This window comes from Croceicoccus sediminis, from assembly GCF_007570835.1.
Lineage (GTDB): Bacteria > Pseudomonadota > Alphaproteobacteria > Sphingomonadales > Sphingomonadaceae > Croceicoccus > Croceicoccus sediminis.
In genome coordinates this window covers 105,753-119,274 of the sequence record NZ_SUNC01000004.1, presented here as the reverse complement: position 1 = coordinate 119,274, position 13,522 = coordinate 105,753, and the positions used below count along the sequence as shown (strand labels likewise).

At 62.4% G+C, this 13,522-nt stretch carries 12 protein-coding genes; 8 read left to right on the top strand and 4 right to left on the bottom strand.

The window, feature by feature from the left end:
- The first annotated feature begins 8 nt into the window (after positions 1-8).
- The 4 genes from aspS (at position 9) to mltG (ending at position 4,613) form a co-directional block, all read left to right on the top strand.
- Complete coding sequence (aspS, locus tag FAX90_RS13650) at positions 9-1,826, top strand: aspartate--tRNA ligase (RefSeq protein ID WP_144097979.1); 1,818 nt, start codon at positions 9-11, stop codon at positions 1,824-1,826.
- A 186-nt stretch (positions 1,827-2,012) separates the two neighbouring features.
- The gene (locus FAX90_RS13645; protein ID WP_047821044.1) at positions 2,013-2,249 is read left to right on the top strand and encodes an acyl carrier protein; all 237 of its coding nucleotides are present in this window, start codon (positions 2,013-2,015) and stop codon (positions 2,247-2,249) included.
- A 124-nt stretch (positions 2,250-2,373) separates the two neighbouring features.
- A complete protein-coding gene (gene fabF / locus FAX90_RS13640) occupies positions 2,374-3,633 on the top strand; it encodes a beta-ketoacyl-ACP synthase II (RefSeq protein WP_144097978.1) in 1,260 nt (419 codons plus the stop codon).
- A gap of 5 nt (positions 3,634-3,638) precedes the next feature.
- Positions 3,639-4,613 carry an endolytic transglycosylase MltG gene (gene mltG, locus FAX90_RS13635; protein WP_144097977.1) on the top strand — a complete coding sequence of 325 codons (975 nt, stop codon included), beginning with the start codon at positions 3,639-3,641 and terminating at the stop codon, positions 4,611-4,613.
- Here mltG and FAX90_RS13630 read toward each other — a convergent pair.
- Positions 4,610-6,025 carry an SLC13 family permease gene (locus FAX90_RS13630; protein WP_144097976.1) on the bottom strand — a complete coding sequence of 472 codons (1,416 nt, stop codon included), beginning with the start codon at positions 6,023-6,025 and terminating at the stop codon, positions 4,610-4,612. The two genes, mltG and FAX90_RS13630, sit on opposite strands and share 4 nt — an antisense overlap.
- Before the next feature lie 69 nt (positions 6,026-6,094).
- On the opposite strand from FAX90_RS13630, the gene FAX90_RS13625 reads away from it, so the two are divergent.
- On the top strand, positions 6,095-6,487 hold the full coding sequence (locus FAX90_RS13625) for a VOC family protein (RefSeq protein WP_144097975.1): 393 nt from the start codon (positions 6,095-6,097) through the stop codon (positions 6,485-6,487).
- A 28-nt stretch (positions 6,488-6,515) separates the two neighbouring features.
- Here FAX90_RS13625 and infC read toward each other — a convergent pair whose 3' ends face one another.
- Positions 6,516-7,028: a translation initiation factor IF-3 gene (gene infC / locus FAX90_RS13620; protein ID WP_144097974.1), complete on the bottom strand. Its 513-nt coding sequence runs from the start codon at positions 7,026-7,028 to the stop codon at positions 6,516-6,518.
- Positions 7,029-7,228: 200 nt separating this feature from the next.
- Complete coding sequence (gene pdeM, locus FAX90_RS13615) at positions 7,229-7,927, bottom strand: ligase-associated DNA damage response endonuclease PdeM (RefSeq protein ID WP_144097973.1); 699 nt, start codon at positions 7,925-7,927, stop codon at positions 7,229-7,231.
- Between the two features lie 46 nt (positions 7,928-7,973).
- Here pdeM and hemF point away from each other — a divergent pair, with 46 nt between their 5' ends.
- From hemF to FAX90_RS13600, 3 genes are all read left to right on the top strand, one after another.
- On the top strand, positions 7,974-8,831 hold the full coding sequence (hemF, locus tag FAX90_RS13610; RefSeq protein ID WP_144097972.1) for an oxygen-dependent coproporphyrinogen oxidase: 858 nt from the start codon (positions 7,974-7,976) through the stop codon (positions 8,829-8,831).
- A 173-nt stretch (positions 8,832-9,004) separates the two neighbouring features.
- Entirely contained in the window at positions 9,005-10,231 is a 1,227-nt protein-coding gene (locus FAX90_RS13605) for an MlaA family lipoprotein (protein ID WP_144097971.1), read from the top strand.
- A 161-nt stretch (positions 10,232-10,392) separates the two neighbouring features.
- Entirely contained in the window at positions 10,393-12,483 is a 2,091-nt protein-coding gene (locus tag FAX90_RS13600; protein WP_144097970.1) for a RelA/SpoT family protein, read from the top strand.
- Here the strand turns inward: FAX90_RS13600 and FAX90_RS13595 are convergent.
- A complete protein-coding gene (locus FAX90_RS13595) occupies positions 12,480-13,520 on the bottom strand; it encodes a peptidylprolyl isomerase (protein WP_144097969.1) in 1,041 nt (346 codons plus the stop codon). The two genes, FAX90_RS13600 and FAX90_RS13595, sit on opposite strands and share 4 nt — an antisense overlap.
- Between the last annotated feature and the right edge of the window lie 2 nt (positions 13,521-13,522).

Sequence of the window (13,522 nt, the reverse complement as noted above, 5' to 3'; positions counted from 1 at the left end):
ACAGCATCATGCACACCTATCGCACTCATACCTGCGGCGCGCTGACAGCCGCCGACGTCGGTTCGACCGTTCGCCTTTCGGGCTGGGTCCATCGCAAGCGTGACCACGGCGGCGTCCTGTTCGTCGACTTGCGCGATCATTACGGCATGACCCAGATCGTCGCCGACGAAGACAGCCCGGCGCTTGAAGTGCTGGACCGGCTTCGCGTGGAATCGGTCGTGACCATCGACGGTGAAGTGAAGAAGCGCGCCGAATCGACCATCAACAAGAACCTGCCGACCGGCGAGATCGAGGTTTTCGCCCGTTCGATCACGGTGCAGAGCCGCGCCGACGAACTGCCGATGCCCGTCGCCGGTGAACAGGAATACCCCGAGGAAATCCGCCTCAAGTACCGCTTCCTCGATCTTCGCCGCGACACCATGCACCGCAACATCGTGCTGCGTTCGCAAGTGATCTCCTCGCTGCGCCGCCGGATGACGGACCAGGGCTTCCTCGAATACCAGACCCCGATCCTCACCGCATCCAGCCCCGAAGGCGCGCGCGACTTCCTCGTGCCCAGCCGCCTGCATGCGGGCAAGTTCTACGCGCTGCCGCAGGCTCCGCAGATGTTCAAGCAGATGCTGATGGTGTCGGGTTTCGACCGGTACTTCCAGATCGCACCCTGCTTCCGCGACGAAGACCTTCGCGCCGACCGTAGCCTCGAGTTCTACCAGCTCGACTTCGAGATGAGCTACGTCACGCAGGAAGACGTGTTCCAGGCGTTGGAGCCCGTCCTGGCCGGAGTGTTCGAGGAATTCTCGGGCGGTTTCTCGGTGACGCCGGCGGGTGAATTCCCGCGCATTCCTTATGCCGAAGCGATGTTGAAGTACGGCAGCGACAAGCCCGACCTTCGCAACCCGCTGATCATTTCGGACGTGACGTCTCACTTTGAAAAGTCGGGCTTCGGCCTGTTCGAGAAGATCGTCGGTGGCGGCGGCAAGGTCCGCGTGATCCCCGCACCCAACACCAACGACAAGAGCCGCAAGTTCTTCGACGACATGAACAACTGGGCACGCGGCGAAGGTTTCGCAGGGCTTGGCTACGTCACCCGCAAGGGCGGCGAATTCGGTGGTCCGATCGCGAAGAATCACGGGCCGGAGCGCATGGAAGAGCTTTACAACGAGCTTGGCCTTGGCCCCGATGACGGACTTTTCTTTGCTGCGGGCAAGGAAAAGGAAGCCGCGAAGCTGGCCGGTGCTGCGCGCACGCGCGTTGCCGAGGAACTCGATCTGATCGAACAGGGCTGCTTCAAGTTCTGCTGGATCGTCGATTTCCCGATGTACGAATACGACGAGGAGCTGAAGAAGATCGATTTCAGCCACAACCCGTTCTCAATGCCGCAGGGCGAGATGGAAGCGCTGGAAACGAAGGACCCGCTCGACATCCTGGCGTGGCAATACGACATCGTCTGCAACGGCTACGAATTGTCGTCGGGCGCGATCCGGAACCATCGACCCGACATCATGTACAAGGCGTTCGAGATCGCCGGCTATTCGCAGGAAGAAGTCGACGCCAATTTCTCGGGCATGATCAATGCGTTCAAGTACGGCGCGCCGCCGCATGGCGGTTCGGCTCCGGGCATCGACCGCATCGTCATGCTACTGGCCGGGGAACAGGCGATCCGCGAAGTCATCGCCTTTCCGATGAATCAGCGCGGCGAGGACCTGATGATGCAGGCTCCTGCCGTGGTCAGCCCCAAGCAGCTTCGTGAACTGCACATCCGCACGATCGAGCCGCCCAAGGGCACCGATGCAGAAAAGGTCCGCACGGACCGGATCGGCGACTGAACCACCCGCGCGGCCGCCATGCGCGGGGATTTTCGTGCCTTTTCGGTGCGGATCCGGCGCAGTGGCCGCGCGAAAGGGGTTGTGGGGAAGGGTTCATTACCCTTTCATTCCCCTTGCAACGCCTGTGCCGCTTGATTAGGGCAAGCGGCGAGTTTCAACATACCGCTTTTACCGAGAGGGTTATCAATGAGCGACACCGAGGAACGCGTTAAGAAGATCGTCGTCGAACACCTGGGCGTCGAAGCCGACAAGGTGACGATGGATGCGAGCTTCATTGACGATCTGGGCGCGGACAGCCTCGACATCGTCGAGCTGGTCATGGCTTTCGAAGAAGAGTTCGGGGTCGAAATCCCGGACGACGCTGCCGAAAAGATCACGACCGTCGGCGACGCCGTGAAGTACATCGAAGAGCACAAGGGCTAATCACCCTTGCGTTCTGCCCGCCGCAGTAGCGGATCGGGCCTCTAACGACAGGCTCGGCCCGCTGGGCTGGGCCTGTTGCGTTTGAAGCGGTTTTGCCGCGAAAGAGATTGCCGGAGAAGCATTGATGCGCCGTGTCGTCGTAACCGGACTTGGCCTTGTCACCCCACTGGGTGCCGATGTCGAAACGACTTGGAAGAACCTGATCGCCGGGAAAAGCGGTGCGGGCCAGATCACCCATTTCGACACTTCGGACCAGAAGTGCACGATCGCCTGCGAGGTGAAGCCTGCCGATCACGAATATGGCTTCGATCCCGACAAGCGCGTCGATTTCAAGATCCGTCGCCAGGTCGATCCGTTCATCGTGTTCGGTATCGATGCCGCAGGGCAAGCGCTTGAAGATGCCGGGCTTGTCGACATGGACGAGGACATGAAGCTTCGCGCTGGCTGTTCGATCGGTTCGGGCATCGGCGGCTTGCCGGGCATCGAAAGCGAATCGCTCGTTCTTGCCAACAAGGGCCCCGGCCGTGTCAGCCCGCATTTCGTCCATGGCCGTCTCATCAACCTGATTTCCGGCCAGGTTTCGATCAAGTATGGCCTGATGGGCCCGAACCACGCGGTCGTCACCGCGTGTTCGACCGGCGCACACTCGATCGGCGACGCTGCTCGCATGATCAAGGATGGCGATGCCGACATCATGCTGGCCGGTGGTTCGGAAAGCACGATCTGCCCGATCGGCATTGCCGGATTCGCGCAGGCAAAGGCGCTGAACTGTTCGTCGAACGACGCTCCTGAAAAGGCAAGCCGCCCCTATGACAAGGGCCGTGACGGCTTCGTCATGGGCGAAGGCGCGGGTGTCGTCGTGCTGGAAGAGTACGAACACGCCAAGGCGCGCGGCGCGAAGATCTATGCCGAAGTGGTCGGCTATGGCCTGTCGGGCGACGCCTATCACGTCACCGCGCCGCACCCGGAAGGCAAGGGCGCGGAAAACGCAATGCGCATGGCGCTGAAAAAGGCCGGTCTTGGCGAAGGCGACATCGACTATGTCAACGCGCACGGCACGTCGACGATGGCCGACACGATCGAACTGGCCGCGGTAAAGCGCGTGCTGGGCAATGATCTTGGCGGCGCTTCGATGAGCTCGACCAAGTCGGCGATCGGCCACCTGCTCGGCGGTGCCGGCGCGGTAGAGGCGATCTTCTGCATCCTGGCCATCCGTGACCAGATCGTACCGCCCACGCTCAACCTCGACGATCCGGACGAAGGCACCGAAGGCGTCGACCTGGTGCCCAAGGTCGCCAAGAAGCGTGAAGTGAAGGCCGTGCTGAACAATTCGTTCGGCTTTGGCGGAACGAATGCCTCGCTGATCATGAAGGCGGTCGACTGAGCGCCATGAAACGCGGATTGCTTGTCCTGTTCGCGGTGGCGGTCGTCGCCATCGCGGGCTTGGCGGGCTGGTTTGCATCTGGCTGGTACACATCGTCCGCGATTGACGAAGACACGGCATTCATCGTGCCCTCGGGCTCGTCGCTGACGTCCACCGCTGCCAAGCTTGAGGAAGAAGGCCTGATCGGTTCGGCCGACGCCTTTCTGCTGCGCGCGAAAATCCTGGGCAGCGGCGATCCGGTGAAGGCGGGTGAGTTCATGTTGCCCGCAGGGGCCAGTGCCTCGCGGATACTCGATACCCTTCAGCATGGCGAAGTCATTCGCCGGATGGTGACCATACCCGAGGGGCTGCCCTCGATCATGGTCCACGAACGCCTGATGGCGGAGCCCCTGCTGACTGGCGATATTGCGGTGCCCGAAGAAGGCTCCGTCCTGCCCGACAGCTACGATTTCGAACGGGGCGAGACGCGGGCCGCGGTCCTGGGCCGCATGCAGCAGGCGATGTCCGATTTCCTCGCCGCCGAATGGCCCAAGCGCGACGCCGACATCCCGGTCAAGACCGTGAACGAGGCGTTGAGCCTTGCCGCCATCGTGGAAAAGGAAACCGGCGTGCCGAGCGAGCGGCGCATGGTCGCGGGGCTCTATTCCAATCGCTTGAAGGTCGGAATGCGGCTTCAGGCCGATCCGACGATCATCTATCCGCTTACCAAGGGCAAGCCGCTGGGCCGCCGCATCAGGCGATCGGAAATCGACGCGGTGAACGGGTACAATACCTATTCGATGGACGGGCTGCCGCGCGGGCCCATCACCAATCCGGGGCGCGAATCCATCCTGGCCGTCCTGCATCCCGCCGATACCAAGGCGCTTTACATGGTCGCGGATGGTTCGGGCGGTCATGCCTTTGCCGAAACGCTGTCGGGTCATAACGACAACGTCGTGAAGTGGCGCAAGATCAGGCGCGAACGGGGTGAAATTCCCTAGGCGATCAGGAATGCCACGATCCAGATCACGGCCGGCAAAAGGATAACGCCTGCAAGGTCCAGTAGCAGCCCGGAGCGGATCATTGCGGGAAGGGCGATATGCCCCGATGACCACGCGATGGCGTTCGGCCCGGTTCCCGCAGGCAGCATGAATCCCCACGATGCCGCGATTGCCGCAGGCATGGCCAGCAGGATAGGGTCGACGCCCAGCGCCGCGATCAGCCCGGCGACTACGGGGATAATGGCACTGCCCGTTGCGACGTTGCTGGCAAATTCGGTGATCACGATCACCAGCGCGCAGATCGCCATGGCGACAATGAACAGGGGTACGGTCTGAAGCGGCAGCAGCATCTGCCCGAGCCAGTCGGCAAGCCCCGATGCCCCCATGCCGCCAGCGAGCGCCAACCCGCCGCCGAACAGCAGCAGGACATCCCACGGCGCGCGGTTCGCTTCCTTCCACGTCAGCATCGGGCGGCCCGTGCCATCGGGCAGGACGAACAGCAAAAGTGCTGCAATTATCGCCACGCTACCGTCAGTGAGCGAGTCGTCCGGCACGCGGCCCGACAGGAATGGCGCGATCAACCAGCCTGCAAAGGCAAGCGCGATGATCGCGCTCACCCGCTTTTGCGGTTGTGACCAATGGTCAGCGCAGATCAGCGAGGCGCGAGCCGCGTCGATGTCGAAACGGTCTTCGGACAGGCGCTGGACCCTTGCGATCAGGATGGCGGCCACTGGTAACGAGATCGCGACAAGTGGCAGTCCGAACGCCATCCAGCGCGCGAAGCTGACTTTCACGCCCAGCATCTCGTCCAGCAAGGCCACCGCGATGGCATTGGTCGGCGTTCCGACAATGGTGCCGAACCCGCCGATCGTTGCGGCAAAGGCGATGCCGATGGGCAGGGCGCCCGCGATGCCGGTCTGGACCGGTGTTTCACCTTCCTGTCCCGTTCCCCCGGCGATGACGGCCAAGGCCATCGGAACCATGATAAGCGCCGAGGACGTGTTGCTGATCAGCATCGAAAGCAGCGCTGTCGCGACCATGAAGGCGAACAGCATGGAAAAGGCACTACGCCCTCCAAGCCGGACTAGGCCGCGGGCCAGCCGGCGGTGAAGGCCCGTTCGCTCGATAGCAAGCGCCAGTATCGCGCCGCCCAGGATCAGGAAGATGATCGGCGAATAATAGGACGACGCCACCGCCTTTGCCGTCGAAACGCCTGAAAGCGGCAGGACCACGAAGGGCAGCATTGCCGTGGCAGAAAGCGGAATGGCTTGCGTCATCCACCATGTCGCCATCCACAGGACCAGCCCGGCCGTATGCCATGCCGGACCTTCCATGCCTGCAGGGGGCGGGAAGGCGACCGTGACCGCCATCAGCGCCAAGCCCAGCCAGAACCCGATCCTTGCGCCCGACATGCCATGCCCCTTCCGCTCGTCCCGATGCGGTTCTAGCCTTGCATCCGGTCAGGGGAAAGGAGCGTGGAAATGAGCGATGGGCGAGTGCTTGGTATGGGCGGGCTGTTCTTTCGAAGCAGCGATCCCGTGGCCCTGTCCGCATGGTACAGGGATTATCTCGGTGTCGGCCCGGGTTGCGGCGACGGGGCAGGGCAGGGCGGCGGCGAATGGTTCTGGTTCGCGCAGGGCGGCCCGATGGTGTTCCAGCCTTTCGAGGCGGGCAGCGACTATTTTGCGCGCGACAAGAGTTTCATGATCAACCTGCGGGTCGAGGGGCTCGACGCGCTCGTCAGCCGTCTTGGCGAAAGCGAGATTGTGGCCGAGCGGCGGGCCGAATGGGATTCGCCCGAAACAGGACGTTTCGCCCGGATCCATGACCCGGACGGCAACGCGATCGAATTGTGGGAACCGCCCGCCGCCTGAAAGCGGACGGGCGGATACACACGGCGCCTTACTTGGGCGCCAGAACCATCACCATCTGGCGGCCTTCGAGACGCGGGAAGGCTTCGACCTTCGCGATCTCGTCGACATCGGCACGAACGCGGTTGAGCAGTTCGAGGCCGAGTTCCTGGTGGGCCATTTCACGGCCGCGGAAGCGCAGGGTGCACTTCACCTTGTCGCCGTTTTCGATGAACTTCACGATGCTACGCATTTTCACGTCGTAGTCGTGATCATCGATGTTGGGACGCATCTTGATCTCTTTGAGTTCCTGCGTCTTCTGGGTTTTGCGTGCGAGGTTCGCCTTCTTCTGCGCCTCGTAGCGGAACTTGCCCACGTCAAGGAACTTGCAGACCGGCGGATCGGCGCTTGGCGAAACTTCGACGAGATCGAGGCCCGATTCTGCCGCGCGATCGATTGCTTCGCGCGTGTACATCACCCCAAGGTTTTCGCCTTCGTCGTCGATGACGCGAACCTTGTCTGCCTGAATGAAATTGTTGAATCTCGGTCCGCTCTTGACCGGCATTTGAATTGAGCGGCGGGGTGGACGTGCTATGGGGCCTTCTCCTCAGGCGGCTGAATACTACGAATAAAAGATGGGGTCCGCATTGCGGCTTTGCAAACGGCTCTCCCCTTCCGCGCGCGGTTTATATCCAAAACGAAAGTAATTAAAGGGGCAACCGCCCTGAATCTGCGCAGTTTCGCACGGGTGTAGCGCAAGAGACGCTATGCCGCGCTGCTCCACAGCGGAAAACGCAGCAGCTTTCCGGCCGCAGGAACGATCGCATCGGCGCAGCTTGCCGGTTGCATCGCGGCGCGGATCGCGGGGTCGGCGGCATCCATTCCGGCGGTCAGCGCGCCGAATGCGGGCAGGATCATACGGCTCTCGCTCGTCACCGCGCAGGCGCGCACGATGCGGCGGCCCCGGATCGAAACCTGAAGGCGGGGGTGAAAATGACCGGACAGTTCGGGCCGCGTCTCCCCCGGTTCGGCCTGATGGCGCAGCAACAGGCCGCCAGCTTCCATTTCGGCCATTTGCGTTCCGCCCGGTGCGCGGCGCAGTCCATGTTTTTCATCATGATTGCCGGTAATCCAGACCCAGTCGACCGCGCGGGTCAGCGCATCGAGCATGCCCCGTGCATGAGGTTCGAGCCGGTCCGGTCCTTCGCCGTCGTGGAAATTGTCGCCCAGCGTGAAAACCCGCCGTGCGCCCGTCGCCCTGATCGCATTGGCCAGCCGTTCCAGCGTTTCGCGGCTGTCATACGGGGGCAGGGGCTGCCCCGCCTTGGCGTACCAGCTGGCCTTTTCCAGGTGGAGGTCCGCGACCAGCAACGCGTTTTCGCGGGGCCAGAACAGCGCGCGGCCATCGACCATGTGCCATTCTTCACCGCAGAAGGAAAAGGATGCGAACGAAACGGGAACCATGAGAGCGCTATTGCCGCAGCGCCCATGGTTTGGCAAGCGCTCTGACATGACCGAGTGGACAGAACAGACCGCCGCCGCGAAAGCGTGGTTCGAGACCCTGCGCGACCGTATCTGCGCCGCCTTCGAGGCGATCGAGCGCGAGGCGGGGAGCGATGCGAGCTTCGATTATACCCCGTGGAGCCGCGAGGAAGAGGGCAACGAGAATCCCGGTGGCGGCGTGCGCGGCGTCATGAAGGGCAAGGTATTCGAAAAAGTTGGCGTCAATGTTTCCACCGTGCACGGGTCTTTCGCGCCCCAGTTTGCCGCGTCGATCAACGGGGCGAGCGAGGACAGGCCCGAATTCACCGCCACCGGCATCAGCCTTGTCGCGCACATGGCAAACCCGCACGTGCCCGCGGTGCACATGAACACGCGGTTCCTGACCACGCAGGCAGCGTGGTTCGGCGGCGGCGCGGATCTCAACCCGCCGATCCCATATGAAGAGGACACCGGCGAATTCCACGCTGCGTTCCGGGCGGCCTGCGCAAAGCACAATCCCACGTATTACGAGCGGTTTTCCAAGTGGGCTGACGAATATTTCTTCATACCCCACCGCAATGTTTCGCGCGGGGTAGGGGGCATCTTCTACGATCACCTGGAATGTGCGGACGTGCCCGCGTGGGAGCGCAATTTCGCCTTCACCCGCGATGTGGGAGAGGCGTTTCTCGATGTCTTCCCGCGCCTGGTACGACGCCGCATGGGCATGGAGTGGGACCAGGCGGACAAGCAGCGCCAGCTCGAATGGCGGGGCCGCTATGCCGAATTCAACCTAGTCTATGATCGCGGGACGCTGTTCGGCCTGAAAACAGGGGGCAATATCGATGCCATCCTGATGAGCCTTCCGCCCGAAGCGACATGGTCCTGATTGTCGTTTCGCACGGATATGTGACAACTGGCTCTTAACCATCGGGTCCTAATCTGCTGTAAACAGGGTGGTCGCCAGCCGCACCGCTTGTCGCGTGCGGGTCAGATACCTGAATTATCGGGGAACCTGCCGGTTCGGTAAGAGTCGTGGCCGTTGGGTAGCGTGAGGGATTTATGCTGATTTCTGGTCTTGCACTGACGGTTTCGCTTGCGACGCCGCATCCGGCGTGTGTCCGCGATATCGAATGTGTCGCGGATCCGTCTCTGACGCGCGCAGATGCGGCGACGCCGCTGTTTCGCGGCGACATCATGGACATGCCAAAGCCTGTCGTATTTGCACTGCAGGAAGGGCCGGACCCTGCGCTCGATGCCGATCAGGTGGGGACGCTCGACGCCCGGACCGAAGACGAAATTGGCGGCGAGGCGCCTGCGGATGAAAACGTCATTATCGTCGAAGGCGAACTCGGCGCACCCGAAGGCGATCCGGCCGAAGAACTGAACGCGGCGACTTTCAAGGTATCCCAGGCCGTCGACGCCGCTGTGGTCGAGCCGATTGCGGAAGTTTACGACGAGGCCCTGCCCAAGCCGCTGCGACAGGGGCTGGGCAATTTCCTGCGCAACCTTGGTGAACCGATCAACATCCTGAACTCTTTGCTTCAGCTTAAGCCGGGCAAGGCGCTCAAGTCGCTGGGCCGTTTCGCGATCAACACGACGCTGGGCGTGGCGGGGCTGTTCGACGTGGCCGCCAAGGATCCGATTAACCTCGAATACGAATATAACGGCCTTGCCAATACGCTGGGCTATTACGGCGTCGGATCGGGCCCCTATCTCTACCTGCCGTTCATCGGTTCCACCACGGTTCGCGATCTTGCAGGCAGGCTGGTCGATCTTTCCATCGTTCCGGCGGTCGCGGGCAAGCCGTTCAACGATCCCTATTTCGCGATTCCCGTCGGCGCGCTGACCTCGCTGGAATCGCGGATCGAAACCGATTCCCAGATCGACGCCATCCGCGATCAGTGCGGCGACCCCTATGCGGCGACGCGCGATCTCTATCTCATCCAGCGCAAGGTCGAGATCGACCGCCTGCGCGGCCGGGTTACTGCCAACCTTGGCGAGATCCAGGAACGTCTCGAATTCAACTGCGATATCGAGATCGAGACCGGCATCGTGCCCAAGGACGGCCAAAGCTTCGTCGAAGGGCAGACCACCTTGCTGAAGGACGAGGAAGCCGCGCCGGTCGACGAAACGGCACCGGTCGAAGAAGTGGACGAGGCGCCTGCCGAAGAACCGGTTCAGGAACCGGGCATCGAACCTTCGCCCGATGCGGAACCGATCATGGACGAAAACGCAACGGATACCGACCGCGTCGGCTCCATTCCGCAGCCCGGCTTTGCCGTCTGAGCGAGCCTGATTGACAGTCTCGATCAATCGGGGCGGTTCGATCGAGTGTGTCGTTGGGCGGGGCAGCGGACGAAAGTTTTCCTCTCGCCCGCCGCTTCGCCGTTCGCGGGTGCGAAAATTGTGATTGCATAGTCCCTGTTAATGCGCACATCAGGGCAACGATGCTGCGCCAATACGAACTCGTCGAACGTGTAAAAGCCTATGATCCGGATGCGGACGAGGCGCTGCTCAACCGCGCCTATGTCTACACGGTGCAAAAGCACGGTACGCAAAAGCGTGCATCGGGCGATCCCTATTTCAGCCACCCGGTCGAAGTCGCCGGTTTGATGACCGACCTGAAGCTCGATCAGGAAACGATTATCACCGCGCTGCTCCACGATACGGTGGAAGACACGCTTGCCACGATCGATGATATCGAGCGTAATTTCGGCAGTGATGTGGCGCGCCTTGTCGACGGCGTGACCAAGCTGTCCAAGATCGAACAGATGCCGGAGAACGAGCGCGCGGCCGAGAACCTGCGCAAGCTGTTCCTGGCGATGAGCGAGGACTTGCGCGTCCTGCTCGTCAAGCTGGCCGACAGGCTGCACAACATGCGCACGCTCCACTTCATCAAGAACGAGGACAAGCGCCGCCGCATCGCGCGTGAGACGATGGACATCTATGCCCCGCTGGCAGAGCGGGTGGGCATGTACGAATACATGCGCGAGATGCAGCTCCTTGCGTTCGAGCAGCTGGAACCGGCGGCCTATGCCACGATCACCGGACGCCTGGCCCAGATCCGCAGCCAGGAAGGCGGGCGCGTCGACGATATCGCCTTTCGCATTAAACAGGCGCTGGCCGAGGGCGGGGTGAACGTCGAGGTGTCGGGCCGCGAAAAGCACCCGTTTTCGATCTGGAAGAAGATGGCCGAGCGCCACGTGAACTTCGAACAGATCACCGACATCATGGCATTTCGCGTTCTCACAGATACGCCCGAAGACTGCTATCGCGCGCTGGGCGTGCTGCACCAGAACTGGTCGATGATTCCCGGCAAGTTCAAGGACTATATCTCGACGCCCAAGTCGAACGGATATCGTTCGCTCCACACCTCGCTGGTCTATGAAAATTCGATGCGGGTCGAAGTACAGGTTCGGACGCAGGAAATGCACCGAACGAACGAGTTCGGCCTTGCCGCGCACTGGGCCTACAAGCAGGGCGGCCGCACGCCTGACGGGCAGGTGGGCTGGCTACGCGACCTGATCGAGATTCTCGACACCGCGGCGGACGCGGAAGAACTGCTCGAACATGCGAAGCTCGCGATCTATCAGGACCGCATCTTCGCCTTCACGCCCAAGGGTGCTCTTTACCAGTTGCCGAAGGGTTCGACCCCGGTCGACTTCGCGTTTTCGGTGCATACCGACCTTGGTGCCAGTGCCGTGGGCTGCAAGATCAATGGCCGCCACATGCCGCTGCGTACGCCGCTGGCCAATGGCGATATCGTCGAAATCATCAAGGGCCCCGACAGCGAACCACAGCTTGCGTGGTTGTCGTTCGTCGTCACGGCAAAGGCCCGCGCCGCGATCCGCCGATCGGTGCGTTTGAAAGAACGCGAGGAAACGGCCCGGATCGGGCAGGAGCTGTACGATTCCATCGTCGCGCGCATGCCGATGAAGGTCGGCAAGAAAGCGCTGACCGGTGCGCTGAAACGGCTCGACCTCGAAGACGATACCGCTTTGATGCTGGCGATCGGCAATGCCAAGTTGACCGAGAAGGAAGTGATGGAAGCGCTTGTCCCCGGCAGCGCAGCAGAGCTTCCCGACGACAGTTTCTGGCAGGCACCGGCGCGTTCGGTGCGGCTGCGCGGCTTGCCGAAAGGCGCCGAATTCGTCCTGGCGACGTGCTGTCATCCCGTGCCGGGGGACCGGATCGTCGGCATCAAGGAAGGCCGTAAGGTCGAGGCGCACTCGATCGATTGCATGGCCCTGGCGGACGAGGATGGCAAGCGCTGGATCGACCTTCAGTGGGACCCGCGCAGCGACGGGGCGACGGGCAACTTGCGCGTCATGCTCTACAACCGGCTGGGCACCTTGTCCGAAATGACCGGCGTGTTCGCGGCGAACCACGCGAACATCACGCATCTTGGGCTCCAGTCGCGCGACGACCTGTTCGGCACTTACGAAGTGGGTATCGAGGTCCGCGACCTTGCCCACCTGACCCGCATCATCAGCGCCCTGCGCGCCAGTGACGCGGTCGCGCAGGCAGACCGGATCTAGTCTTCGATACGGACGACCGGCACGCGCACGTTGCACACGTCCGCACCGCCCGCCGGCACCTTGTAGAAAGCATCGCTGCGGTTTGCGACGACGTCGGCAAAGCGGGCGAAACTCTCGCTCTCGGTGTCGAGATAGCGGAACCGGGGGCGGGCGTTTTCCGGTAGCTCGCTGGCAAGGCGGACCGACACGATGGGCGTGTGTTCCGCTTCGGTCTCGTAGACCCCGTACTCGCCCGTGCCGCGCGGCAGGATCGACAGGTGTTCGATGCCTTCGATCACTTTGCCGACAACCGCGATGTTGCGGTCAAGCTGGCGCGGTGCATGTCCGATCACGGCATAAAGCTCGGCCCCGGTCCCCGCATCGGGCGAAAGGTCGCGGGCGACGCCGACGGAGGCATAGCAATGGACCGGCCATACGTGAGTGGGCCGATTGACCCGCTCGCCGTTCTCGTCCTGCTTCGTCTCGATTTCCCCTGCGAAAGGAATGCCGCGCAGATAGCCGATCACGCTTGCATAAGGGTCGGCAAACCACGGCCCGTCCCCGTCCATGTTGTCGAAGGTTTCGGCCGCCGCGCGCCTTCCGAATGCGCCCCATAGCGTTTCGGCCATCTCTGGCTGCCACGGGATGGCGTAGGCGTGCTCGCTGGTTTTGACGATCCCGTCAGGAAGCGGCTTTGGCGAAGGGTCTTCAGGGTCCTCACCATCGCCCCACTGCACAACCCAGTTGTCGACCGAACGATAGATCGAAAGCCCGTCCCACCAGTGCGCCTTCGCCATGGTGCGGATGTTGGCCGTCCACGCGGTGGATAGCGGCGCGGGGATAAGCTGGATCACGACCTCGCGGGGATTGCCCGCGTGGTCGGGTGCGAGTGTCATGACCAGCAGATCATCCGCCGGAATCTCGCGCCACTCCGCCGGATCGGCAGCCTCCACCACAGCGGCCGGCGTGATCGCGGCTTCCTCCATCTCCTGAGCAGTAGCGGGGGCGGAGAGGGCGGTTGCGGCGACCAACGCGCCAAGGAAAGTCCTGATTTTCATGG